We start from the raw sequence: 23,178 nt of genomic DNA on the forward strand, positions 1-23,178 counted from the left end.
TCCGCCCTGGATAGGGTGACGCTTGCAGGAACCAGCGTCTTTGGGGTTGCCGATGTACTAAGCCCATCGGTCTTGGTGTCGTTCAGGCCCAGTGTAGATGGGCATCGTCACGCATGCCGCAAACAATAGGAACGTGCCCAAGCCCATATTTCGCGCAGGGGCCGGGGGGCCGTCACTGCGGTGTGCAGTGACGGCCCGTCTCGCAGCGTTAGTTGTGCAACGGGTGCGGCAGGCGCGCATATCCTCTGCTTGCGGCGCTGACGCGGCCTTCGCCTTGTCGGCTGCCTGTGCAGGAGCGGCATGGGTGCGCCATGCCACTCCTGCACAGGCAGCTTGTCTGCAAAGCCGATCCAGCACACTTTGGTGAGGTCCGCAGGCCACTAACGGTGAAGGTGGAGCGTGCCTAGGCAGGCTGGGGTCGCCATCCCTTGGCCTGCATCACCCGTGCAGCAAGGTCTCCGGCTTTCAGCGGAGCGTTCAGCCTCTGGCGGATGTTGGCGATGTGCGCCAGCGCAGTTTCACGCGATGCCGGTTGCGTGGGCGGTTCCGGGCGGGCCTCGGTACGCAGCGCAGGTTGGCTCGCGACAGGTTGGGGGGCGGGAACCTCTTCCCTGCGGCCTGCCCACAAGCGAAACTCGCCTGCAAACACGCGCTTCACCAGGGCGAAGAAGTAGGCGACGACGTTGCGCACAGTGCCGCTCTGGCTACGGGCCTGCAATTCGTCCAGTACGTCTTGGCGCTGCTGTGGCGGCAACCTCCGTAGAGCAGACAGCACGTCTTTTTGCTGGTCTGCTTGGACGTTGGTCAGGCAGGGCGGCAAGGCCACCGGCCGTGATGCGGAATCGCCATCCTCATGCGCGCGTGTGCGGTACGTACGTTCCTTTTTATACAAATACGTCTTATACGTACTGCCTTGCTCGGGCGTCATCTGGCGTGCATGTTCGGTCTGCTGTGGAACTGCCATGTTGCTAGCGGAATCGCCGGATGCCAATACTTGGTCTGCCTTCTGGCTCACTGGCGATGGCGGCGTAGGCGGTGGGTCATCGTCATCACGGCGCTGTTCGTGGATAGCAGCAGGAGCCGCCTTGGGTGCCTGCGCAAGCGTTGCCTGGATGTGCAGGGCGACACGATCCACCTGATTGTTTTCGTGGCCGATGGAGGCTTGCAGAAGCTGCGCGAGACTGCCGTCAAGCGTGCATGCCTGCTGGAAGTCCAGGGCGCTTTCGTGAACCTGATACAACTCGCTGAGAACATGGCCGGTCAGAGGATCGCGGTGCTGGCCTACGAGGCTGATCCATCCCGTAAGCCGAAGCACGATGAGGACACGCCGGGCCGTCTCGTACCCGGCCCGCTGCCCCAGCGGGGTAGAGGTGAGGTAGCGACGCAACTGCCCTAAGTTCGCCAGCGGGCTAATACCCTCTGCAGAGCGCAGCATACGCAAAACCTGCCAGCCATTGCGCTCCAGCGGCGTGAGGCGGGCATCGAGCATGAGCGAGGCCGGCGTGGCGAACAAGGCATCTTGCCCCTGCGGGTTGTGGTGGGTGTGACGGTCTGCCATGAGATATCTCCAAGGTATGGGCCACAGCGGCCCGTTCCCCTGCATCTCATCGCGTGCCATCCCGGACGTCAGCCAACAATGCGGTCTGCGCCATAACCGTTTTGATTTGGCTGGAACAGTGTTGGCATCGTCATCAGGACTGGTCTATGATCCCGATACCCCCTTGGGGGTACAACTGGGGGTACTTCCAGCGATTCCCGCGAAGGCCGTGACGCGCTTTCCCCGTGAAACCTAGCGTTTATGGGCCTTTGCCGACGGATCAACGTTTAAACGTGTGATCAACGTCTGAGCCGCAGCGCCCGGCGGCGCGGGCAGCGGATGCAATCGCCCGCCGCCCGCGCCCGCCGGGCCGTTCCTCCCGAGCCGTTCGTCCTCTTCGCCGCATTTCAACCGCCGCCCGGGCATATCATGCCCGCTGGCCCGCCGCCGCCGCGCGTCGCATTCGTACAAGCCACCCGACGCAAGCGCGTATAGAGTCTGCGTTCGACACCGGCTCTTCGACTCCACTCGGCATGGCGAACCATCCCTTCACTCTCGAAAAAGACGGCTTCATCGTCACGACGCTCGACGCCGCGATGGCCGCCGCGCAGAAGAACAGTCTCTGGTACATGACATTCGGCCTCGCATGCTGCGCGGTCGAGATGATGCACGCGGCGGGCGCGCGCTACGACATGGACCGCTTCGGGATGATCCCGCGCGCGTCGCCGCGCCAGTGCGACCTGATGATCGTCGCCGGCACGCTGACCAACAAGATGGCGCCCGCGATGCGCCGCGTCTACGACCAGATGGCCGAGCCGCGCTACGTCGTGTCGATGGGCTCGTGCGCGAACGGCGGCGGCTATTACCACTACAGCTATTCGGTCGTGCGCGGCTGCGACCGCATCGTGCCCGTCGACATCTACGTGCCCGGCTGTCCGCCGACCGCCGAGGCGCTCGTCTACGGCCTGATGCAACTGCAGCGCAAAGTCGCCGAGCGCAGCACGCACAGCCGGCCTAAACTGTTCGCGCGATCCTGACCGACGACGATCCATGCCCGCCTATCGACGACTCCACGCACCTCACCCACGCCTGCGCGACATCGTGAACTGCTATTTCGTGGAAGTCGCGCGCGCGGGCCCGATGCTGTATCCGGCCACGCCGAGCGCGTCGATCACGGTGTTCGCGAGCGGCGCGAGCGTGCATCCGGGCGGCGTCGCGCATACGGAGACGCTGATGTGCCGCCCGCAGCGCAGCGCGGTCTGGGCAACGCTGCTGCCGGGAACGACTTACGTGAGCGTCGTGTTCCGGCCGGGACAGATCCGGCGCGTGATGCCGCGCGGCGCGACCGCCGCATACGACGACGGATCGCCGCTCGAAGCCGTGTTTGCCCGCGCGGCGGTGCGCGCGCTCGTCGACGGCGTGCGCCGCGCGCCGACGCTCGACCGTGCGGTCGCGGCGCTGGAAGACTGGCTGACGATGCAGGCGCATGTTGCCGAAGAACGCGACAGCGGCGGCATCCGGCTGCCGCCGGCATGCGTGGACGCGCCGCGCGACGCGCTCGCCGCGCAGCTCGGCCGCGGCCCGCGCCAGCTCGAACGCCTGTTCGTCGACACGTTCGGCGCATCGCAACGCGACATGCGCTCGCTGCTGCGCTACGCGCGCACGCTGTCGCGCCTGATCGCCGCCGATTTCTCGCTGCCCGCGCTGAGCGGCATGGCGATCGACTGCGGCTATTACGACCACGCGCAAATGACGCGCGACTTCCGGCGCTACGCGGGCATGGCGCCCGTACAGCTCGCCGCCGCGGTGCGCGACGCGCCACAAGCGTCGATGGCGATGTATCGCTACGAGCACGCGGACAAGCGGATTCTGCTCGACGCGTGACGCGCATTCGGCGGACCGCAGCCGGTATCGCCGCACACCGCTCGATGCCGCCCTTCGGGCCGAAGCGCCCGCGTGCCGGCGTTGCGTCACCGCAGATTCGCGGACACCTGCGAGGCGGCGGGCGTCGGCTCGTCGCCGCCGCGCGCGCGCCGGTTCATCCGCGACGCGGCGACGACGGCGAGCGCGAGCACCGCGGTCGCGCCGACCTCCATCCGGTGATCCTCGCGCAGCAGCATCACGACGAGCACGCCGCAGATGAACAGGATCACCGCCCACGTGAGCCACGGGAAGCACCACATCCGCAGCGGCAGGCGCTCGCCCGTCGCATCGAGCGTCGAGCGCATCCGCAGTTGCGAGATCGCGATCACGAGATAGACGAGCAGCGCGATTGCGCCCGATGTCGCGAGCAGGAAGCCGAATACCTGTTCGGGCATCACGTAGTTCGCGATCACCGTGATGAAGCCGAACGCGGTCGACGCGAGCACGGCCGCGCGCGGCGTGCCGCTTGCGTCGGTACGGCGCAAGCGCGCGGGCGCGTCGCCGCGCGTCGACAGCGAGAAGATCATCCGCGACGCCGTATAGAGCGCCGAATTCAGGCAGCTCGCGACCGACACCAGCACGATCACGTCGATGATCGCCTTCGCGTGCGGCACGCCGATCAGCTCCATCGCGCGCTGATACGAGCCGTGCGTGGGCAGGAGCGCGTCGTTCCACGGCACGATCGCCGCGACGACGAAGATCGAGCCGAGATAGAACAGCGAGATCCGCCAGATCACCGAGTTCGTCGCGCGGACGATCTGGCGCTCCGGGTGCTCGGATTCGGCCGCGGCGATCGTGACGATCTCGGTGCCGAGGAACGAGAACATCGTCGTCAGCATCGCGGCGAGCACCGCGCCGACACCGTTCGGCATGAAGCCGCCCGCATTCACGAGGCGCGCCGCGCCCGACACGTTCGAGCCCGGCAGCAGGCCGGCGATCGCCGCGCCGCCGATCGCGAGGAACACGACGATCGCGACCACCTTGATGAGCGCGAACCAGAATTCGAATTCGCCGTAATTCTTGACCGAGAAAAGATTCGTGACAGTGAGCACCGACGTGATGCCGAGCGCGAAGATCCACGTCGCGACGCCGGGAAACCACGCATTGAGGATCGTCGCGGCGGCCGTCGCCTCGATCGGGATCACGAGCACCCAGAACCACCAGTAGAGCCAGCCGATCGTGAAGCCCGCCCAATGGCCGATCGCGCGATCGGCATAGGTCGAGAACGAACCGCTGTCCGGCTGCGCCACCGCCATCTCGCCGAGCATCCGCATCACGAGCACGACGAGCAGCCCCGCGATCGCGTACGCGATCAGCGCGGCCGGCCCGGCCTCCGCGATCGCATGCCCCGAACCGACGAACAACCCGGCGCCGATCACGCCCGCGATCGACAGCATCGTGACGTGACGCTGCTTCAGGCCGGTTCCGAGGCCTGTCTGACTTTCTTTCATGTCTCCCTCCAAAAAAACGGTTCCGGTGTGACCGGGCATCGCGTGAAGGCGGCGCGGGGGCTTTGTTGTTATCGAACCGTGCACGGCGCGACGGGCGGCGCGCGTCAGCCGGACGTCATGCCTGCGGCCATCCGGACAAGCGCGCCACGCGAGATCTGCGAGACTGCGTTCGCCATGCGCCGCGCATGGCGGCGCGCCTGTCGTCGGCATCGTGACCGGCCGCCTTCGAAGCGAAGCAGTGTAAGCATCAAACGGTTCGCGACTAAGAACCAATTCGCGATTTTCAATGGAACCACTTGCCGGATCGGCGAACGTGCGGCGCGGCGCGCGGCCTGTTCGGCGCGATCGCGCGGCCCGCCTATTCGCCCGGCGCGCGAACGAGCGCCGGCGTGCGCCCCGTGACCGCGACGATCGCGAACGCGATCGCATTCGCCGCGGCGCTCGCGAGAATCGGCACCAGGTAGCCGCCGCCCGCGTCGTAGACGAAACCCGCGGCGGCGGGACCAATCAGCGTGCCGAACGCGACGCTCGTGTAGAGCACGCCGATGATCCCGCTCACGTTGCGCCCGCCGAAGCTGTCCATCACGACGGCGGGCAGCACCGCGACCCAGCCGCCGTAGAACACGCCGAACACGAGCGCGAACGCGGCGAGCGCCGCGAAATCCCGCGCGCCCGCCCACCCGACGAGCGCGATCGCCATGCCGGCGAACATCGCGAGCAGCGACGCGCGGCGGCCGAGCCGGTCGGCCAGGCCGCCGAGGAAGAACCGGCCCGCCGTGCTGCCGACGCCGATCGCGCCGAGCAACAGCACGGCCGCCGCGGGCTTCACGCCGTGATCGACCGCGTACGGAACGAGATGCACGAACGGCACGAACACGCCGAACGAGCAGACGAGGCACGCCGCATAAAGGCTCGCGAACGCGCGCGACCGGATCGCTTCTCCGACCGTCGCGCCGGCCGTCGCACCGGCCGGCATCGACACCCGCACCGCGCGCGCAGCCGTCACCCCGGCCGCCGGCGCGGTCGCATCGGAAACGGGATCGCCGTCGGGCCGCAGTCCGCGCCCGCGCGGATCGCTCTCGATCAGCAGCGACATTCCCGCGCCGAATGCGGCCGCGAGCGCCGCGAGCGCGAAATACGCGCCGCGCCAGCCGACGTGCGCGATCAGCGCGGACGCGAGCGGCGGCATCGCGAGCGTGCCGACGCCGATTCCCGCCACCGCGAGCCCCGAAGCGAAGCCGCGCCGGCGCACGAACCAGCGCTGCACGGCGCCGACGGCGGGCACGTACGCGCAGCCGACGCCGAAGCCGACGCCGAGCCCATACGCGACGTAGACCTGAAGCAGCGTGCGCGCGGCGCCTGCGGCGGCGAGCCCCGCCGCGGTCAGCAGCATGCCGGCGACCGCGAGCCGCCGCGAGCCGAAGCGATCCGCGAGCGGACCGCTCACGACGCCGAAGCCGAAATACAGAAAACCGGCGAGCGAGAATACGAGCGCGATCGCACCGCGCGAAGCAGCGAATTCGCGCTGCAAAGGCTCGACGAACGCGCTGAACGTGTATGCGCTGCCGAAGCCGACGAACGTCACGGCGAAGGCGGCGGCGACCACATACCAGCCGTAGAAGACGCGCGAAGCGCGCGGGCGGTTCATCACGATGGGTCCTCTCAGGTCCGTTCCGGCACTGCGTCGAGCCCTGCGGCTCGTCTCCCGGATATAGTTGAACTACGCGTGTGAAATGATGACGAACCGCGCGATCGCTCGGCAACCAGCCCGCCTATCGCGCCGCCGCGTCGCACCGCAACGGCCGCGCGCGCAGCGCCGCCTCGACTTCCGCCATCTTGCGCGGAGAATCCGCGAGCACCGCGTCGAGCCCGAGGCACGCGGCCGCGCGGTAATCGTCGGCGTCGTTCACCGCGATCGCGAGGATTCGCACGTTCGCACGCCGCCTGAAGCACGCGACGGTCGCGGGCGTCCACAGCGTCGCCGTCACGCTCGATACGCCTTCGCCTAGCGTGAAGCGCTCGCTCACCGTCAAGTTCCGATGCATTTCGAAGCCGGCCCATACGGGCGCATAGGACGCATTAGGCGCATCGGGCGCGCGTTCGCACGCGCCGCCGAGCAGCACGTTCACGAGCCGCCCGCGGGTCGCATCGCGCGATTCGAAGAGCCGCGCGTGCGGATACGACGCGAACGCGGCCTGATAAGCGGCGTCGGTCGAATAGATCGTCACGCGCGGCCATGCGGCCTCGCTCGTCAGCACGTCCGCGACGGCCTTCGCCTGCGGCGCGGCGGGCACCGCCTTCATGTCGAGCACGATCGGCATCGCGGGCGGAATCGCGCGCAGCGCGTCGCGCAGCGTCGGGATGCCGGCGGCGCGCGTGCGATACGGATACTGCCCGCTCGCGTCGCGGAAATGCCAGCCGGCGTTCATCCGCGCGAGCTGCGCGGCCGTGTAGCCGGCAACCGGGCCGCTCGACTGCGTGAGCGCCGACAGATCGGCGGGCCGGTACAGCACCGGGACGCCGTCGCGGCTCAATTGAACGGTCAGCCAGATCGCGTCCGCGCGATTGGCGATCGCCGCGCGAATCGCGTCGAGCGTGTTCTCCGGCGCGTCGGCCGCGCCGCCGCGATGCGCGACGATGCGCGGCAGCGTCGCCGGCGCTTCGCCAACCGGGCCGCCGCCCGCACAGGCGGCAAGCCCGAGCGCGACGCCCGCGAGCGCCGCCCGCCGTCCGATGATGTCGATCAGTCGATTCATCTGTTTCGTTCCTCCGTCGAAATACACTCCATCTCCTGGTTTGACGATGCGCGGCGGATTTTCTTCAGCGCTTCGCCGCAGTTAAGATGCCGTCGGGCCGCCTGGCCCATCGACCACGACAAACGAGAGAGACCATGCACATTTCGCTGCCTCGAGCGGCGCGGCGCATTGCCGTCGCGCTCGCGATCGCGGCGCTGCCGCTCGCCCCCGCATTCGCCTACTCGCCGGGCGCGCCCGCCGGCGGCGGCGAAGCCGACCTCGACCGCCACGATACGTACCACAACCGCGACGGAGAGACCGTGCACGCGCCGGCGCATTCGAAATCGGGCCGCGTCCCCGAAGGCGCGACGGCCCGCTGCCGCGACGGCGCGTACAGCTTCAGCCGGCATCGGCGCGGCACGTGCTCGGGGCACGGCGGCGTCGCCGCGTGGCGCTAGCCGGCGGCGGCGACCCGGCCGACGCCGCCGCGAAGCGGAGCAAGCTCCGCCCGATCGGCATCGCTCCCGCCGGTGCGCGTTCGATGCAACGCCGAATCCGACGACGGCCGACATCGTATCGATATCGACGCGGCCGCGGCGCGTCGTCCCGACGCCGGCGCAGCCAGCCCGCGGCGCGCCGAGTACAATGTCGGCTTGCGCCGCGCAACCGCGGCACCGCCGCCGGCGTCGGGACGATGCGCCGCGGCCGCTTCCACGAACCGAATCCGCACGTCGCCGCCGCCGGCCCAGCCGGCGCGCGGCCGCGTGAATTTCCACTCTTTCAATCACGCAGATGGCCCAATACGTTTTCACGATGAACCGGGTCGGCAAGATCGTGCCGCCCAAGCGCCAGATCCTGAAGGACATCTCGCTGTCGTTCTTCCCCGGCGCGAAGATCGGCGTGCTCGGTCTGAACGGCTCGGGCAAGTCGACGCTGATCAAGATCATGGCGGGCGTCGACAAGGACATCGAAGGCGAAGCCACGCCGATGCCGAACCTGAACATCGGCTACCTGCCGCAGGAGCCGCAGCTCGATCCGCAGAAGACGGTGCGCGAAGCCGTCGAGGAAGGGCTCGGCGACCTGTTCCAGGCGCACAGGAAGCTCGACGAAATCTACGCGGCATACGCGGAGCCGGACGCCGATTTCGACGCGCTCGCCGCCGAGCAGGCGAAATACGAGGCGATCCTCGCCGCGAGCGACGGCGGCAGCCCCGAGCAGCAGCTCGAAGTGGCCGCCGACGCGCTGCGCCTGCCGCCGTGGGACGCGAAGATCGAGCACCTGTCGGGCGGCGAGAAGCGCCGTGTCGCGCTGTGCAAGCTGCTGCTCGAAAAGCCCGACATGCTGCTGCTCGACGAGCCGACCAACCACCTCGACGCCGAATCGGTCGAATGGCTCGAGCAGTTCCTGACGCGCTTCCCGGGCACCGTCGTCGCGGTCACGCACGATCGCTACTTCCTCGACAACGCGGCCGAATGGATTCTCGAGCTCGACCGCGGCCACGGCATTCCGTGGAAGGGCAACTACAGCAGTTGGCTCGACCAGAAGGAAGATCGCCTGAAGCAGGAAGAAGCGGCGGAATCGGCGCGCCAGAAGGCGATCAAGAAGGAACTGGAGTGGGTGCGCCAGAACCCGAAGGGCCGCCAGGCGAAGTCGAAGGCGCGTATCGCGCGCTTCGAGGAGCTGAGCAGCCAGGAATATCAGAAGCGCAACGAGACGCAGGAAATCTTCATCCCGGTCGGCGACCGTCTCGGCAATGAAGTGGTCGAGTTCAAGAACGTCAGCAAGGCGTACGGCGATCGCCTCTTGATCGACAACCTGAGCTTCAAGATTCCGGCGGGTGCAATCGTCGGCATCATCGGGCCGAACGGCGCGGGCAAGTCGACGCTGTTCCGGATGCTCACGGGCAAGGAGCAGCCGGATTCGGGCGAGATCGTGCAGGGCCCGACGGTGAAGCTCGCGTACGTCGACCAGAGCCGCGACGCGCTCGACGGCAGCAAGACCGTGTTCGAGGAAATCTCCGGCGGCGCGGACGTGCTGACGGTCGGCAAGTACGAAACGCCGTCGCGCGCGTACATCGGCCGCTTCAACTTCAAGGGCGGCGATCAGCAGAAGAACGTCGGCAACCTGTCGGGCGGCGAGCGCGGCCGGCTGCATCTCGCGAAGACGCTGATCGCGGGCGGCAACATGCTGCTGCTCGACGAGCCGTCGAACGATCTCGACGTCGAGACGCTGCGCGCGCTCGAAGACGCGCTGCTCGAATTCGCGGGCTCGGTGATGGTGATCTCGCATGACCGCTGGTTCCTCGACCGGATCGCGACGCACATCCTCGCGTTCGAAGGCGATTCGCAGGTCGTGTTCTTCGACGGCAACTACCAGGAGTACGAAGCCGACAAGCGCGCGCGCCTCGGCGAGGAAGCGGCGAAGCCGAAGCGTCTGCGCTACAAGCCGATCAGCCGGTAACGGCCGGCGCGCGGCGCGCGCGCCAAGTCCGCCGCGCAGCCGTCCCGCTCCGACGCGCCGACGCTTCGCCGCGTCGTCAGCCGGGCACGCCCAGCTCGCGCAGCCGCGCCTGAGTCGCTTCGGCGCTCGTGTGGTGAATCCCGTGCCAGCCGAGCGCGGTCGCGGCCGCGGCGTTCGTCGCGTTGTCGTCGATGAAGACGAGCTCGTGCGGCGCGACGCCCGGCACGTGCGGCACGATCCGCGCGTGCATCTCGCGGTAGATCGCCGGATCGGGCTTCACGAGCTTCACGCGGCCGGACACGACGATGTCCTTGAAGCGCCGCAGCACCGGAAAGTTCTCCCACGCATACGGAAACGTCTGCGCGGACCAGTTCGTGAGCCCGAAGAGCGGCACGCCGTGCGCGTCGAGCCTGTCGACGAGCGCGGCGCCGCCCGCGAGCTCGCCGCCGATCATCTCGTGCCAGCGCGCGTAGAACGCACGGATCAGCGCCTCGTGCTCGGGGAACTGCGCGACGCGCTCGTCGGTTCCCGCCTCGATCGTCTGGCCGCCGTCCTGCCTGACCACCCAGTCCGTCCCGCACACGTGCGTGAGGAACCAGCGCCGCTCGGCTTCATCGGGAATCAGTTGCCTGTACAGATACTCGGGACTCCAGTCGATCAGCACGCCGCCGAAATCGAACACGACTGCCTTGATGGTCATGCGAACTCCGTGGCGAGCACGTCGTCGAGCGGCCGCGGCGCGACGCCGTTGCCCGAAAACGAACAGTTGTTCCAGATGAAATTGTGATGCGCGACGACTTGTGCCGCGCTCAGGTGCGCGCGGTCATTCGTCGTATGCAGGTCGGAGACGACCGTCGTCCGGTAGCCGAGGAGCGCCGCGCGGCGCGCCGCCGAATCGACGCAGAACTCCGACGCGTAGCCGCAGATCACGACCGCGTCGACGCCGTGCGCGCCGAGCTGCGCGGCGAGCGGCGTGTCGTGGAAAGCGTCGCTCTCGCGCTTGCGGATTCGCCAGTCGGCACCCGCGCACACGAGATCCGCGTGCAGTTGCCAGCCGGGCGTGCCGGGCACGACGTCGTCGTCCGCGCCGCCGTCGTGCTGCACGAAGCACACGGGCGCGCCCGCCGCGCGCGCCGCCGCCGTCAGCCGGTTGATGCCCGCGACGACCTCGTCCAGCCGATACGCGGGCTTCGCCCGCTGCAACAGCCCGCGCTGCATGTCCACCACGATCACCGCCGCCTTCGCCATGCGTCGCCCTCCGTTTTTATCGCTCGATCATTCGTCCCGCCTGTCGCGCCGCTGCCGCGCCGTCGCCGGCGGACCGGCATCGGGCGGCGTCGGCGGCCGCGCGCCCGTCAGATCGGCTGCGTGCGCGCGTCGAGCCACGCCTTCGCGTCGCCCGACACGTGCTTGCCGACCCGCTCGCGCACCGTCGCATGATACGCGTTCAGCCACGCGCGCTCGCCGTCGTCGAGGAGCGCGGGCAGCACGCAGCGCGTGTCGATCGGGCAGAGCGTCAGCGTCTCGAATTCGAGGAAGTCGCCGAACTCGGTCCGGCCCGCCGCGCGGTTCACGACGAGATTCTCGATCCGCACGCCCCACTTGCCTGGCCGGTACACGCCCGGCTCGATCGACGTGATCATCCCCTCTTCCATCGCCGTGTACGGCTCGGCGGACGCATAGTGCGAGATCACCTGCGGCCCCTCGTGGACGTTCAGGAAATAGCCGACGCCGTGCCCCGTGCCGTGCCCGTAGTCGAGCCCGGCCGCCCACATCGGCGCGCGCGCGATCGCATCGAGCATCGGCGAGCGGATGCCGCGCGGAAAGCGCGCGCGCGACAGCGCCATCATCGCCTTCAGCACGATCGTGAAATCACGCCGATGCGCGTCGCCGATCGCGCCGACCGGCACGACGCGCGTGATGTCGGTCGTCCCGCTCAGATACTGGCCGCCCGAATCGACGAGCAGCAGGCCGTCGCCTTCGATCGTCGCGTGCGCGGCGCGCGTCGCGCGATAGTGCGGCATCGCGCCGTTCGCGTTGAAGCCCGCGATCGTCGCGAAGCTCGGCGACACGTAGCCCGGCCGGCGCGCGCGCGCGGCCGTGAGCTGCTCGTCGATCGTCAGCTCGGTGATCGTCTCGCGGCCGAGCGCGCGCTCGAACCATGCGAAGAATTCGGCGAGCGCCGCGCCGTCGTGCTCCATCGTCGCGCGCACGTGCTCGATCTCGGCGGGCGTCTTGCGCGACTTCGCGAACGTCGACGGATTCACCGCCTCGATCACGCGCACCTGCTGCGGCACCGCCTGCAGCAGCCCGTACGTCACGCGGCGCGGATCGATCAGCAGCCCCGCGCCCTCGGGCAGCGCGGCGAGCGCCGCGGCCGCGGCGTCATACGGCTTCACGTCGACGCCGTCCCGCGCGAGCGACGTCGCAAGCTCGGCCGACACCTTGCCGTCGGCGACGAACAGCGTCGCGCGCTCGAGGCCGACGAGCGCATGCGCGACGAACACCGGGTTGTAGTTGACGTCGGCGCCGCGCAGGTTGAAGAGCCACGCGAGATCGTCGAGCGTCGACACGAAGTGCCACTGCGCGCCCTGCTCCTGCATCGCGCGGCGCACCTGCGCGAGCTTGCCCGCGCGGGCCGTGTCGGCCTGCGGCGCCGCGTGCTCGAACACCGCGTCGTCGGGCAGCGACGGGCGCTGCGGCCAGATCGCGTCGAGCAGGTCGAGATCGGTGCGCAGCACGATGCCGCGCGGCGTGAGCGCCGACGTCAGCGCGCGCGCCGCCGCGACGCCGAGCACCGCGCCGTCGACGCCGACCGTCGTGCCCTCGGGCACGTGCTCGGCGAGCCATTCGACGTGCGGCTGCGTCTGCTGGCCGCCCGCCATCTTCATCAGTGCGACGCCCGTGCCCGCGAGCTGCGCCTCGGCCTGCACCCAGTAGCGGCTGTCGACCCAGAGGCCCGCGAAATCGGCGGTCACGACGAGCGTGCCGACCGAGCCGGTGAAGCCCGACAGCCATTGACGCGCCTGCCAGCGCTCGGGCAAATATTCGGACAAATGGGGATCGGCGGACGGCACCACGTAGGCGGTCAGATCCTCGCGCGCCATCGCGCCGCGCAACAGGGCAAGACGCGCCGGCACGGGCGACGGATCGGGAAGTCGGGCATTCATGATTTCACCTGCAAACGTTCAGCGGCGGGCCGACAGGCCCACCGTCACGGCAACGGCGAAAAGCGCGGCGGCAGTGCAGACCGGCCATTCGAGCGTCTCGCCATCGTAAAAGAGTCCTGCGACATTGCCTGCCATCTTCGCGGCCGCGGCGCCGAGCACGCCCGCCGCGACCGCGAGCCACAGCGACGCGCGGCTCAGCCGCCGCAGCGGATTGAGCGCCGAGCCGAGCAGGCCGACGGCAAAGCCCAGCACGACGATTCCAAACCAGTTCATTCCACGCCTCTTTCGCTGTCGGACTCGCCCCGTCGGCGCGAACGGCGTGCGACGTCCTCCATATCATCGACGCCGCGCGGGCGCGTCGGCTCGCAGGACGGGTTCCGGCCACGCAAACCGCCGATCGACGCATGATGCACCGGCGGCGCAACGTCCGGTGCGATCCGGCACGGCCGCGGCACTGCTCGTTGCGGCCGCATCGACACGCCGGCGCGCCGAGCCGCCTGTTCGACGCCGCGCCCGCGTATCGCCCACGTATCGCGAGCCATCGCGCGGGCCATCATTTTCGCACCGTTTGGGGGTCGATTTTCAAAAAGGCGCGGCATGGCGTCGCGCCTGGCGAACGGCCCGCCGCGACGGCGGGCGGCTCCGCCCCCGCGCGGCGCCCTTGCCGAGCGCGGCCGACGCGGCCCGCCGGGCCCGCGTGCGGGTGCGGAGGCGGCGCGCGGCCGCACGGATCGCGTGGACGGGCCGCGAACGGGCCGCGATATGCGCCGACCATCGATTTGTCGTCGAAACGCTATAATATGGGACTAAACGATAGCCTCTTGGACATGCAGCTCCTCACGATCGGAATCAACCACCACACTGCGCCTGTCGCCTTGCGCGAACGCGTGGCGTTTCCGCTCGAACAGATCAAGCCCGCACTCTCGACGTTCAAGAGCGTCTTCCTCGGCCATCCGGCGCCGAACGCGCCCGAAGCGGCGATCCTCTCGACCTGCAACCGCACCGAGCTGTACTGCGCGACCAACGATCGCGCGGCGCGCGACGCGGCGATCCGCTGGATGTCCGACTATCACCGGATTCCCGCCGACGAGCTCGCGCCGCACGTGTACGCGCTGCCGCAATCCGAGGCGGTGCGACACGCGTTTCGCGTCGCGTCCGGGCTCGATTCGATGGTGCTCGGCGAAACGCAGATCCTCGGCCAGATGAAGAACGCGGTGCGCACCGCGTCCGAGGCAGGCTCGCTCGGCACCTACCTGAACCAGTTGTTCCAGCGCACGTTCGCGGTCGCGAAGGAAGTGCGCGGCACGACCGAGATCGGCGCGCAGTCGGTGTCGATGGCGGCTGCGGCCGTGCGGCTCGCGCAGCGGATCTTCGAGCAGGTCGCGCAGCAGCGCGTGCTGTTCATCGGCGCGGGCGAGATGATCGAGCTCTGTGCGACGCACTTCGCCGCGCAAGGCCCGCGCGAGCTCGTCGTCGCGAACCGCACCGCCGAGCGCGGCGCGAAGCTCGCCGAGCGCTTCGGCGGCCGCGCGATGCCGCTCGCCGATCTGCCCGCGCGGATGCACGAGTTCGACATCATCGTGTCGTGCACGGCGTCGACGCTGCCGATCATCGGCCTCGGCGCCGTCGAGCGCGCGGTGAAGGCGCGCCGCCACCGGCCGATCTTCATGGTCGACCTCGCGGTGCCGCGCGACATCGAGCCCGAAGTCGGCAAGCTGAAGGACGTGTTCCTCTATACCGTCGACGATCTCGGCGCGATCGTGCGCGAAGGCAACGCGTCGCGGCAGGCCGCGGTCGCGCAGGCCGAGGCGATCATCGAGACGCGCGTGCAGAACTTCATGCAGTGGCTCGACGCGCGCAGCATCGTGCCCGTGATCCGCCACATGCACACGCAAGCCGACGCGCTGCGCCGCGCGGAAGTCGAGCGCGCGCACAAGATGCTCGCGCGCGGCGACGATCCGGCCGCCGTGCTCGACGCGCTGTCGCAGGCGCTCACCAACAAGCTGATTCACGGCCCGACGAGCGCGCTCAACCGCGCGAACGGCGCCGACCGCGATTCGCTGATCGAGCTGATGCGCGGCTTCTACCAGCACGCGCCGCGCTCGTCGGACCGTTAGCGGCGCCCGGCCTGCCCGTCCCCTCCTTCCCCTTTTCGAATTCCTCCCTGGGAGCATCGCTCCGCACCATGAAGACGAGCATGCAAAGCAAGCTCGACCAGCTCACAACCCGGCTGGCCGAACTGAACGACCTGTTGAGCCGCGAGAACGTCACCGCGGACCTCGACCAGTATCGCAAGCTGACGCGCGAGCACGCGGAGATCGGCCCTGTCGTCGAGCATTACGCGCAGTGGCGCCAGGCGCGCGCCGATGAGCTCGCCGCGCAGGAACTGCTCGCCGACGCCTCGATGCGCGACTTCGCCGAGGACGAGCTGCGCGGCGCGCGCGACCGGATGAGCCGCCTCGCGGCCGAGCTGCAGACGATGCTGCTGCCGAAGGACCCGAACGACGAGCGCAACATCTTCGTCGAAATCCGCGCGGGCACGGGCGGCGACGAATCGGCCCTCTTCGCGGGCGACCTGCTGCGGATGTACCTGCGCTACGCGGAGCGGCAGCGCTGGCAGGTCGAGATGATGTCGGAGAGCCCGTCGGACCTCGGCGGCTACAAGGAAGTGATCGTGCGGATCGCGGGCTATGGCGCGTACTCGCGCCTGAAGTTCGAATCGGGCGGCCACCGCGTGCAGCGCGTGCCCGCGACCGAAACGCAGGGCCGCATCCACACGTCCGCGTGCACGGTCGCGGTGATGCCCGAGGCCGACGAGATCGGCGAAGTCGAGATCAATCCGGCCGATCTGCGGATCGACACGTTCCGCGCGTCGGGCGCGGGCGGCCAGCACATCAACAAGACCGATTCGGCGGTGCGCGTCACGCACATTCCGACGGGGATCGTCGTCGAGTGCCAGGACGACCGCTCGCAGCACAAGAACAAGGATCGCGCGCTGAAGGTGCTCGCCGCGCGGATCAAGGACAAGCAGTATCACGAGCAGCACGCGAAGGAAGCGGCCACGCGCAAGAGCCTGATCGGCTCGGGCGACCGCTCCGAGCGGATTCGCACGTACAACTTCCCGCAGGGCCGGATGACCGATCATCGGATCAACCTGACGCTGTACAAGCTCGAGCAGATCATGGACGGCGACCTCGACGAGCTGATCGCCGCGCTCGTCAGCGAGCATCAGGCCGAGCTGCTCGCGTCGCTCGGCGACGCCGAATGACGACGCCCGCCACCGCCGCCGAGCTGCTGCGCGCGTCGCCGCTCGATGCGCTCGACGCGCGGGTCCTGCTCGCGCACGCGCTCGGCTGGACCCGCACGCAGCTCATCACGCGCGCCGACGAGCCGCTCGACGCGGCGGCGATCGAGCGCTATCTTGCGCTCGAAGCGCGCCGCGCGGCGGGCGAGCCCATCGCGCAGCTCACCGGCGCGCGCGAGTTCTTCGGCCTCGAATTCGACGTCACGCCGGACGTGCTGATCCCGCGCCCGGAAACGGAGCTGCTCGTCGAGACGGCGCTCGACGCGATCGACGGCATCGCGTCGCCGTGCGTGCTCGATCTCGGCACGGGCAGCGGCGCGATCGCGGTGTCGATCGCGTCCGGGCGGCCCGACGCGCGCGTGTGGGCGCTCGACCGGTCGGCCACCGCGCTCGACGTCGCGCGCCGCAACGCGCGCAAGCTGCTCGATCCGGCGCGCCCGGGCGGCCCGCTGCGGTTTCTCGAAAGCGACTGGTACGCGGCGCTCGATCCCGGCCTGCGCTTTCACGTCGTCGTCAGCAACCCGCCGTACATCGCGCGGCACGATCCGCACCTCGCCGAGGGCGACCTGCGCTTCGAGCCGCGCGGCGCGCTCACCGACGAGCGCGACGGGCTCGCCGCGATCCGCGCGATCGTTGCGGGCGCGCATGCGTTCGTCGCGCCGGGCGGCGCGCTGTGGATCGAACACGGTTACGATCAGGCCGCCGCGGTGCGCGCGCTCCTCGGCGCGGCGGGCTTCGCCGACGTCGAATCGCTCGCGGATCTCGCGTCGATCGAGCGCGCGACGGGCGGCCGCCTGCCCGGCTGACGCGGCGCCCGGCGCCCGCCAGCCCAGGGGAAATCCAGTATCATTTCTCATTCACGCCCAGCTACAGCAAGGTCAGTCATGGACACCCAACAACGCATCAAGCAAATCGTCGACGAAAACCCGGTCGTGCTCTTCATGAAAGGCACCGCGCAATTCCCGATGTGCGGCTTCTCGGGCCGCGCCGTCCAGGTGCTGAAGGCGTGCGGCGTCGACCAGTTCAAGACGGTCAACGTCCTCGAAGACGAGGAGATCCGCCAGGGCATCAAGGAATTCTCGAACTGGCCGACGATCCCGCAGCTTTACGTGAAGGGCGAATTCGTCGGCGGCTCGGACATCATGATGGAGATGTACCAGTCGGGCGAGCTGCAGCAGCTCTTCACCGCCTGATCGCGCCCCTCCGATGGAGCCCCGCCCGGCGCCGCCGCGGCGCCTGATCGTCGCGATCACGGGCGCCACCGGCGCGATCTACGGCGTGCGCATGCTCGACATGCTGCGCGCCTCGGGCGGCGTCGAAACGCACCTGCTGATCTCGAGCGCCGGCTGGCTCAACATCCAGCACGAACTGCAGTTGCCGAAGGACGACGTGCTGGCGCGCGCCGACGTCGTCCATTCGGTGCGCAACGTCGGCGCGAGCATCGCGTCCGGCTCGTTCGCGACCGACGGCATGATCGTCGCGCCGTGCTCGATGAGGACGCTCGCGAGCATCGCGCACGGGCTGTCCGACAATCTCATCACCCGCGCCGCCGACGTCGCGCTGAAGGAGCGCCGCCGGCTCGTGCTGCTCGTGCGCGAAACGCCGTTCAACCTCGCGCATCTGCGCAACATGACGGCCGTCACCGAGATGGGCGGCGTGATCTTCCCGCCGCTGCCCGCGTTCTACGCGATGCCGAAGACGATCGATGAGATGGTCGACCATACGGTCGCGCGCGTGCTCGACATGTTCGCGCTCGGCGCGCCGCTCACCGCGCCCTGGCAGGGGCTGCGCGAGCACGGCTGACGCCGTCGCGTCCCGGCCGGGACGGCGGCGTTTCCGTTCCGCGTCGGCTTGCTCGCCGACTCCATCGTTCTGTCCGTGGTCTCCGTTCCTGCGCAGTCGCGCCTCGCTACGTCGCGCCGCGGCAAGGAATCGGGAACCGCACCGCTGCGGTCGCACGATTAACAACAAAATAGATACAATCAAATCCATTTTTCGCATTTATCAATGATCGGTGCGAGCCTATAGTCGTAGGCAATATCATTTCGCAGCAGTCCCGATCATCATGAACCGCCTTCCGTCCCTTTATCTGTCGCACGGCGCGCCGACGCTGCCGATCGACCCGGCGCTGCCGTCGGGCGCGTTCACCGCGCTCGGCGGCGAACTGCCGCGCCCGCGCGCGGTGCTGATGTTGTCCGCGCACTGGCTCACGCAGCAGCCCGCCGTCAGCACCGCCGAGCGGCCCGAGACGATCCACGATTTCTACGGCTTTCCGCGCGCGCTCTATGAAATCCGCTATCCGGCGCCCGGCGCGCCCGACGTCGCGGCCCGCGCGGCTGCGCTGCTGGGCGACGCGGGCATCGAGACCGCCGCCACGCCGCACGGCCTCGACCACGGCGCATGGGTGCCGATGCTGCTGATGTTCCCGCACGCCGACGTGCCCGTCGCGCAGTTGTCGATCCAGCCACGCGCCGATGCCGCGCACCACTTTCGCGTCGGCCGCGCGCTGCGGCCGCTGCGCGACGACGGCGTGATGGTGATCGGCTCGGGCCAGATCACGCACAACCTGCGCGCGGCGGATTTCTCGGCCGCGCCCGGGGACGCGGACCCGCGCGTCGCCGAATTCACCGGCTGGTTCGAGGAAAAGCTCGCCGCACGCGACGTCGACGCGCTCCTCGACTACCGCCGCCAGGCGCCGCACGCGGCGCTGATGCATCCGACCGACGAGCACCTGTTGCCTGTGTTCGCGGCGCTCGGCGCGGCGGACGACGACTATCGGCTGAGGGTCCAGTCGCTCGGCACGTATCAGCGCGTGCTCGCGATGACGAACTACGTGTTCGACTCGGCGGCCTGACAGGCGCGAGAGCGTCCCAAAACAACGAAGCCCGCCCGGGACATCCCGGGCGGGCTTCGTTCGGAAGATTCGGCCTCCGCCGCCGGCGATCGCGGGCGACGGATCGCGCGATTACGCGCCGACTCCTTCGAGGATCTCGTCGCGCGACTCGCGCTCGTCGAGATACTCGGTGCGATAGCCGGTGCTCACGCCCCAGTAATAGAACACGAGCGCGATCGCCGCGACGACCAGCATGTCCCAGCCGTAAGGCAGCATGCCGTGGCCGCCGAACTCCTTGCTGCCGATGAGCGACAGCACGGCCATCGTCGGCAGGTACGCGACGAGCCACCACGCGGCCTTCAGGTCGCGGCCCCAGCCCTGCCAGCCGGCCTTGCCCTGGTAATAGAAGTAGACGGGCAGCGCGACGATCATCAGCAGGATGATCTCCCCCGTCAGCGGCCACTTCGCCCAGTACAGGATCAGCGACGCGCAGACGAACGCGAACGGCGCGATCAGCTTCATGCACGGAATCGACAGCGGACGCTCGAGGTCCGTCGCCGCGCGGCGCAGCGCCATCAGGCTGATCGGGCCCGTCAGGTACGAAATCACGGTCGCGACCGAGATCACCGCCGCGAGCGAGCTCCAGCCGCGGAAGAAGAACAGGAAGACGAACGACACGATCAGGTTGAACCACATCGCGGGACGCGGCACGCCGTACAGCGGATGCACGCTGCCGAAGATCTTCGGCATCGTGTTGTTGCGTTCCATCGCATAGATCATGCGGGTCGTCGTCGCCATGTAGGTCGTGCCGGTGCCGCTCGGGCTCACGAACGCGTCGACGTACAGCAGGATCGCGAGCCAGTTCAGGTTCAGCGCGATCGCGAGCTCCGCGAACGGCGACGCGAAGTTGAAATGCGTCCAGCCCTTCGCGACGTCGACCGGGTTCACCGCGCCGATGTACGCCACTTGCAGCAGCACGTAGATCACGAGCGCGATCAGGATCGACGAGATCACCGCGAACGGCACGCTGCGCGACGGGTTGCGCGCTTCGCCGGCGAGGTTCACGGGGCTCTGGAAGCCGTTGAACGCGAACACGATGCCGCTCGTCGCGACCGCCGTCAGCACGGCCGACCAGCCGTACGGCGCGAAGCTCGCCGAACCGCCCGCCGTGCCGAGGTTCTCGCCGTGGAAGCTCGACAGCAGCAGGCCCGCGATCGTGAGGCCGGGAATCAGGAACTTGAAGATCGTGATCGCGGTGTTCGCACGCGCGAAGAGCTTCACGCCCCAGTAATTGAGCAGGAAGTAGATGACGACGAGGACGGCGGACAGCAGCAGCCCCGGTGTCGTGAGCTCACCGTTGACGAAGAGCGCGTGCGCCCACGCATAGGGCCACGTGCTCATGTACTGGATCGACGCCTCGGCCTCGATCGGAATCACCGAGACGATCGCGATCCAGTTCGCCCACGCGCTGATGAAGCCGACGAGCGAGCCGTGCGAGTAGCGCGCATAGCGCACCATGCCGCCCGATTCGGGGAACATCGCGCCGAGTTCGGCGTACGTGAGCGCAATGGCGAGAATCACGACCGCGCCGATGATCCACGCGCAGATGGCGGCGGGCCCGGCGATCTTGGCGGCCTTCCATGCGCCGAACAGCCAGCCCGATCCGATGATCGAACCCAGCCCTGTCAGCATCAAGGCGAACGGACCGATGTTCCGTTGAATAGAACTCTTCACAACCTCTCCTATGTCTCAACAAGCAAGGTCGGCACGCCGCCCGGGATCGAGCCGGACGGCACCGCGCATGCATTCTTGGGGGGACAGGTTGCCCGATCGGGAGCAACCCATCCGCGCGCGGCGCGTAGTTTAACGGTTGCACCGGGCAATGAACGCAAAATTCGATCATCCCCTACAAAAAATCCGTGACATTAGCAAGCTTTGTAAGCTCTAATGTTGGGTTATCTAAGAAAAACCCTGAGACATGATCGAAGACGATTGACCGTCGAATCGAATAGTCGTATAAACGGTCTGGCAGGATTTCAAGCGGCGAGTGAATAGGTTCTTTCGTAGTTCGCCCATCAACGGTACTCCGGTTGGTCCCATTACCCCCTTCCTTGATTTTCATGCGCTCCCCGGGCTTTGGCCCTGTTTTACATTTTTAGGAACAAGTTATGGCAATCGGTACCGTCAAGTGGTTCAACGACGCCAAGGGTTTTGGTTTCATCACGCCGGAAGGCGGTGGCGAAGATCTCTTCGCGCACTTCTCTGAAATCCGCGTCGACGGCTTCAAGACGCTGCAAGAGAACCAGAAGGTCGAGTTCGAAGAGAAGATCGGCCCGAAGGGTAAGCAGGCAGCGAACATCAAGCCGCTGTAAGCGCAGCGCGAGATTTCGCAGCACAGTGAAAAGCCCCGCTTCGGCGGGGCTTTGTTTTGTCCGGCGCGCGACGCGTCAGCCGCCGTACACGCGCTGCGCATGAATGCCGAGGCCCGTCGCGACGCTCGCAAGGCGATCGCCGTACACCGGCTGCGCATCCGGGAACGCCGCCGCGAGCGCGCCCGACAGGAACGCGAGCCCCGTCGAGCCACCCGTGAAATACAGCGCGCCGACGTCGGGCGGCGCGATCCCCGCGAGCCGCACCGTCTCGCGGGCGGCATCGACGATCCGCGCCGTCTCGTCGCGGCTCGCGTCGATCAGTTGATCCGCGTCGAACGCGATCAGCAGATCCTCCTCGACATCGTTCAGATCGATCATCGTCTCGCCGCCCGCCGACACGCCGATCTTCGCCTCCTCCGCGCGCGCGGCGAGCGCGTGGCCGAGCCGCTGCACGACGACGCGCAGCAGGCGATCGAAATGGCGTGCGTCCGCGTACAGGTGCTTCATCAGCTTGAGCTCGCCGATGCGCTTCGGCGTGTAGACGGTATTGATCAGGTGCCAGGTCGCGAGATCGAAATAGACCCGGTTCGGCAGCTCGCGGCCCTCCGGATCGAGCGCGCGGTAGCCGAACGCGGACAGCACCGCCGACAGCTCGACGCGCCGGTCATAATCGGTGCCCGCGATGTGCACGCCGTGATGCGCGAGCACGTCGCCCTTGCGCTCGAGCCGGCGCATCCGCTCGGGGCCGACCCGCACGAGCGAGAAGTCCGACGTGCCGCCGCCGATGTCCGCGACGAGCACGAGCCGCTCGGCGTCCTGCCGCGATTCGTAATCGAATGCGGCCGCGATCGGCTCGTACTGGAACTGCACGTCGGCCAGCCCGACCGCGTGCGCGGCCGCCTCGAGCTGCTGCTGCGCGAGGCGGTCGGCGCGCGGATCGTCGTCGACGAAAAACACCGGGCGGCCGAGCACCGCGCGGCCGATCGCGCCGCCCGCGCACGCCTCGGCCTTCTGCTTCAGATGCATCAGGAACAGCGCGATCACGTCGGTGTACGCGATCGCGGAGCCGTCGCCGAGATCGGTCGTCGTTTCCGCGAGCGGCGAGCCGAGGATGCTCTTCATCGAGCGCATCAGGCGGCCGTCGAAACCGTCGATGTACGACGCGAGCGCCGCGCGGCCGTACTCGCGGGCCCCTTCGTCGGTATTGAAGAAGATGGCGGTGGGCAGCGTCAGATGCTCGCCCTCGACGGGAGCGAGCCGCATCCCGGTCGCGCCGCCGCCGCGCGGCAGCGCGACCGCGGAATTGGACGTGCCGAAGTCGATCGCGCAATAAGTCATGGGCGGGCCGCCGGACAGCGGTGGGAAACGGAAGGACCGGCTTTTTATCACGAAA

Annotated in this window: 21 protein-coding genes and 1 pseudogene; 12 read left to right on the forward strand and 10 right to left on the reverse strand. The window is 68.4% G+C overall.

Going from position 1 to position 23,178, the window contains the following annotated elements; genetic code table 11:
• Window positions 1-403: 403 nt before the first annotated feature.
• Entirely contained in the window at window positions 404-1,558 is a 1,155-nt protein-coding gene (locus WT16_RS15075; protein WP_063533867.1) for an STY4528 family pathogenicity island replication protein, read from the reverse strand.
• Between the two features lie 512 nt (window positions 1,559-2,070).
• Here WT16_RS15075 and WT16_RS15080 point away from each other — a divergent pair.
• Complete coding sequence (locus WT16_RS15080; RefSeq protein ID WP_006029436.1) at window positions 2,071-2,574, forward strand: NADH-quinone oxidoreductase subunit B; 504 nt, start codon at window positions 2,071-2,073, stop codon at window positions 2,572-2,574.
• Window positions 2,575-2,587: 13 nt separating this feature from the next.
• Entirely contained in the window at window positions 2,588-3,421 is an 834-nt protein-coding gene (locus WT16_RS15085; RefSeq protein WP_063533613.1) for a helix-turn-helix domain-containing protein, read from the forward strand.
• Window positions 3,422-3,507: 86 nt separating this feature from the next.
• On the opposite strand, the gene gabP is transcribed toward WT16_RS15085, so the two are convergent.
• Window positions 3,508-4,911 (reverse strand): GABA permease, encoded by a 1,404-nt coding sequence (gabP, locus tag WT16_RS15090; protein ID WP_009913713.1) that lies wholly within the window; start codon window positions 4,909-4,911, stop codon window positions 3,508-3,510.
• Between gabP and WT16_RS35630 the strand changes: the two are divergent.
• A pseudogene (locus WT16_RS35630) lies at window positions 4,864-5,187 on the forward strand (hypothetical protein); the annotation flags it as partial. The gene gabP and the pseudogene WT16_RS35630 sit on opposite strands and share 48 nt — an antisense overlap.
• An 82-nt stretch (window positions 5,188-5,269) precedes the next feature.
• On the opposite strand, the gene WT16_RS15095 reads toward WT16_RS35630, so the two are convergent.
• Together WT16_RS15095 and WT16_RS15100 are read right to left on the reverse strand one after the other, a co-directional pair.
• Window positions 5,270-6,559 carry an MFS transporter gene (locus WT16_RS15095; RefSeq protein WP_063533614.1) on the reverse strand — a complete coding sequence of 430 codons (1,290 nt, stop codon included), beginning with the start codon at window positions 6,557-6,559 and terminating at the stop codon, window positions 5,270-5,272.
• Window positions 6,560-6,683: 124 nt separating this feature from the next.
• Entirely contained in the window at window positions 6,684-7,667 is a 984-nt protein-coding gene (locus WT16_RS15100) for a glycerophosphodiester phosphodiesterase family protein (RefSeq protein WP_006029431.1), read from the reverse strand.
• Window positions 7,668-7,801: 134 nt separating this feature from the next.
• Here WT16_RS15100 and WT16_RS15105 point away from each other — a divergent pair, with 134 nt between their 5' ends.
• Both WT16_RS15105 and ettA read left to right on the forward strand, forming a co-directional pair.
• Complete coding sequence (locus tag WT16_RS15105) at window positions 7,802-8,104, forward strand: DUF3761 domain-containing protein (protein ID WP_015601292.1); 303 nt, start codon at window positions 7,802-7,804, stop codon at window positions 8,102-8,104.
• 334 nt (window positions 8,105-8,438) lie between these two features.
• Complete coding sequence (gene ettA, locus WT16_RS15115; protein ID WP_006029428.1) at window positions 8,439-10,106, forward strand: energy-dependent translational throttle protein EttA; 1,668 nt, start codon at window positions 8,439-8,441, stop codon at window positions 10,104-10,106.
• A 76-nt stretch (window positions 10,107-10,182) separates the two neighbouring features.
• On the opposite strand, the gene WT16_RS15120 is transcribed toward ettA, so the two are convergent.
• The 4 genes from WT16_RS15120 to WT16_RS15135 form a co-directional block, all read right to left on the reverse strand.
• A complete protein-coding gene (locus tag WT16_RS15120; protein WP_059932504.1) occupies window positions 10,183-10,806 on the reverse strand; it encodes an HAD-IA family hydrolase in 624 nt (207 codons plus the stop codon).
• Window positions 10,803-11,354, reverse strand: coding sequence for an isochorismatase family protein (locus tag WT16_RS15125; protein ID WP_006029426.1), 552 nt, complete (start codon window positions 11,352-11,354; stop codon window positions 10,803-10,805). The genes WT16_RS15120 and WT16_RS15125 overlap by 4 nt, the downstream gene beginning before the upstream one ends.
• A gap of 107 nt (window positions 11,355-11,461) precedes the next feature.
• The gene (locus tag WT16_RS15130) at window positions 11,462-13,276 is read right to left on the reverse strand and encodes an aminopeptidase P family protein (RefSeq protein ID WP_015600288.1); all 1,815 of its coding nucleotides are present in this window, start codon (window positions 13,274-13,276) and stop codon (window positions 11,462-11,464) included.
• Window positions 13,277-13,294: 18 nt separating this feature from the next.
• Window positions 13,295-13,549, reverse strand: a complete 255-nt coding sequence (locus tag WT16_RS15135; RefSeq protein ID WP_006029424.1) for a hypothetical protein — start codon at window positions 13,547-13,549, stop codon at window positions 13,295-13,297.
• A 554-nt stretch (window positions 13,550-14,103) separates the two neighbouring features.
• On the opposite strand from WT16_RS15135, the gene hemA reads away from it, so the two are divergent.
• From hemA to WT16_RS15165, 6 genes are all read left to right on the forward strand, one after another.
• The gene (gene hemA / locus WT16_RS15140) at window positions 14,104-15,393 is read left to right on the forward strand and encodes a glutamyl-tRNA reductase (RefSeq protein ID WP_009913721.1); all 1,290 of its coding nucleotides are present in this window, start codon (window positions 14,104-14,106) and stop codon (window positions 15,391-15,393) included.
• Between the two features lie 68 nt (window positions 15,394-15,461).
• Window positions 15,462-16,544 (forward strand): peptide chain release factor 1, encoded by a 1,083-nt coding sequence (prfA, locus tag WT16_RS15145; RefSeq protein WP_006029421.1) that lies wholly within the window; start codon window positions 15,462-15,464, stop codon window positions 16,542-16,544.
• Window positions 16,541-17,386: a peptide chain release factor N(5)-glutamine methyltransferase gene (prmC, locus tag WT16_RS15150; protein ID WP_006029420.1), complete on the forward strand. Its 846-nt coding sequence runs from the start codon at window positions 16,541-16,543 to the stop codon at window positions 17,384-17,386. Before prfA ends, prmC begins: the two co-directional genes overlap by 4 nt.
• A 78-nt stretch (window positions 17,387-17,464) precedes the next feature.
• A complete protein-coding gene (gene grxD, locus WT16_RS15155) occupies window positions 17,465-17,773 on the forward strand; it encodes a Grx4 family monothiol glutaredoxin (protein WP_004186955.1) in 309 nt (102 codons plus the stop codon).
• 13 nt (window positions 17,774-17,786) lie between these two features.
• The gene (locus WT16_RS15160; protein WP_063533616.1) at window positions 17,787-18,383 is read left to right on the forward strand and encodes a UbiX family flavin prenyltransferase; all 597 of its coding nucleotides are present in this window, start codon (window positions 17,787-17,789) and stop codon (window positions 18,381-18,383) included.
• 262 nt (window positions 18,384-18,645) lie between these two features.
• Complete coding sequence (locus WT16_RS15165) at window positions 18,646-19,434, forward strand: class III extradiol ring-cleavage dioxygenase (protein WP_059932497.1); 789 nt, start codon at window positions 18,646-18,648, stop codon at window positions 19,432-19,434.
• A 111-nt stretch (window positions 19,435-19,545) separates the two neighbouring features.
• Here WT16_RS15165 and WT16_RS15170 read toward each other — a convergent pair whose 3' ends face one another.
• Entirely contained in the window at window positions 19,546-21,147 is a 1,602-nt protein-coding gene (locus tag WT16_RS15170; RefSeq protein ID WP_009913727.1) for an APC family permease, read from the reverse strand.
• A 434-nt stretch (window positions 21,148-21,581) separates the two neighbouring features.
• On the opposite strand from WT16_RS15170, the gene WT16_RS15175 reads away from it, so the two are divergent.
• Window positions 21,582-21,785 (forward strand): cold-shock protein, encoded by a 204-nt coding sequence (locus WT16_RS15175; RefSeq protein WP_015602160.1) that lies wholly within the window; start codon window positions 21,582-21,584, stop codon window positions 21,783-21,785.
• 75 nt (window positions 21,786-21,860) lie between these two features.
• On the opposite strand, the gene WT16_RS15180 is transcribed toward WT16_RS15175, so the two are convergent.
• Window positions 21,861-23,123, reverse strand: a complete 1,263-nt coding sequence (locus WT16_RS15180; protein WP_009913728.1) for an Hsp70 family protein — start codon at window positions 23,121-23,123, stop codon at window positions 21,861-21,863.
• Window positions 23,124-23,178 lie beyond the last annotated feature (55 nt).

Source organism: Burkholderia sp. MSMB1589WGS (assembly GCF_001636105.1).
GTDB classification, from domain to species: domain Bacteria; phylum Pseudomonadota; class Gammaproteobacteria; order Burkholderiales; family Burkholderiaceae; genus Burkholderia; species Burkholderia humptydooensis.

Excerpts from the sequence above, each read along its gene's own strand:
- WT16_RS15075 (WP_063533867.1), bottom strand. The coding sequence starts at position 1,558 with ATGGCAGACCGTCACACCCACCACAACCCGCAGGGGCAAGATGCCTTG.
- WT16_RS15080 (WP_006029436.1), top strand. The coding sequence starts at position 2,071 with ATGGCGAACCATCCCTTCACTCTCGAAAAAGACGGCTTCATCGTCACG.
- WT16_RS15085 (WP_063533613.1), top strand. The coding sequence starts at position 2,588 with ATGCCCGCCTATCGACGACTCCACGCACCTCACCCACGCCTGCGCGAC.
- gabP (WP_009913713.1), bottom strand. The coding sequence starts at position 4,911 with ATGAAAGAAAGTCAGACAGGCCTCGGAACCGGCCTGAAGCAGCGTCAC.
- WT16_RS15095 (WP_063533614.1), bottom strand. The coding sequence starts at position 6,559 with ATGAACCGCCCGCGCGCTTCGCGCGTCTTCTACGGCTGGTATGTGGTC.
- WT16_RS15100 (WP_006029431.1), bottom strand. The coding sequence starts at position 7,667 with ATGAATCGACTGATCGACATCATCGGACGGCGGGCGGCGCTCGCGGGC.
- WT16_RS15105 (WP_015601292.1), top strand. The coding sequence starts at position 7,802 with ATGCACATTTCGCTGCCTCGAGCGGCGCGGCGCATTGCCGTCGCGCTC.
- ettA (WP_006029428.1), top strand. The coding sequence starts at position 8,439 with ATGGCCCAATACGTTTTCACGATGAACCGGGTCGGCAAGATCGTGCCG.
- WT16_RS15120 (WP_059932504.1), bottom strand. The coding sequence starts at position 10,806 with ATGACCATCAAGGCAGTCGTGTTCGATTTCGGCGGCGTGCTGATCGAC.
- WT16_RS15125 (WP_006029426.1), bottom strand. The coding sequence starts at position 11,354 with ATGGCGAAGGCGGCGGTGATCGTGGTGGACATGCAGCGCGGGCTGTTG.
- WT16_RS15130 (WP_015600288.1), bottom strand. The coding sequence starts at position 13,276 with ATGAATGCCCGACTTCCCGATCCGTCGCCCGTGCCGGCGCGTCTTGCC.
- WT16_RS15135 (WP_006029424.1), bottom strand. The coding sequence starts at position 13,549 with ATGAACTGGTTTGGAATCGTCGTGCTGGGCTTTGCCGTCGGCCTGCTC.
- hemA (WP_009913721.1), top strand. The coding sequence starts at position 14,104 with ATGCAGCTCCTCACGATCGGAATCAACCACCACACTGCGCCTGTCGCC.
- prfA (WP_006029421.1), top strand. The coding sequence starts at position 15,462 with ATGAAGACGAGCATGCAAAGCAAGCTCGACCAGCTCACAACCCGGCTG.
- prmC (WP_006029420.1), top strand. The coding sequence starts at position 16,541 with ATGACGACGCCCGCCACCGCCGCCGAGCTGCTGCGCGCGTCGCCGCTC.
- grxD (WP_004186955.1), top strand. The coding sequence starts at position 17,465 with ATGGACACCCAACAACGCATCAAGCAAATCGTCGACGAAAACCCGGTC.
- WT16_RS15160 (WP_063533616.1), top strand. The coding sequence starts at position 17,787 with ATGGAGCCCCGCCCGGCGCCGCCGCGGCGCCTGATCGTCGCGATCACG.
- WT16_RS15165 (WP_059932497.1), top strand. The coding sequence starts at position 18,646 with ATGAACCGCCTTCCGTCCCTTTATCTGTCGCACGGCGCGCCGACGCTG.
- WT16_RS15175 (WP_015602160.1), top strand. The coding sequence starts at position 21,582 with ATGGCAATCGGTACCGTCAAGTGGTTCAACGACGCCAAGGGTTTTGGT.
- WT16_RS15180 (WP_009913728.1), bottom strand. The coding sequence starts at position 23,123 with ATGACTTATTGCGCGATCGACTTCGGCACGTCCAATTCCGCGGTCGCG.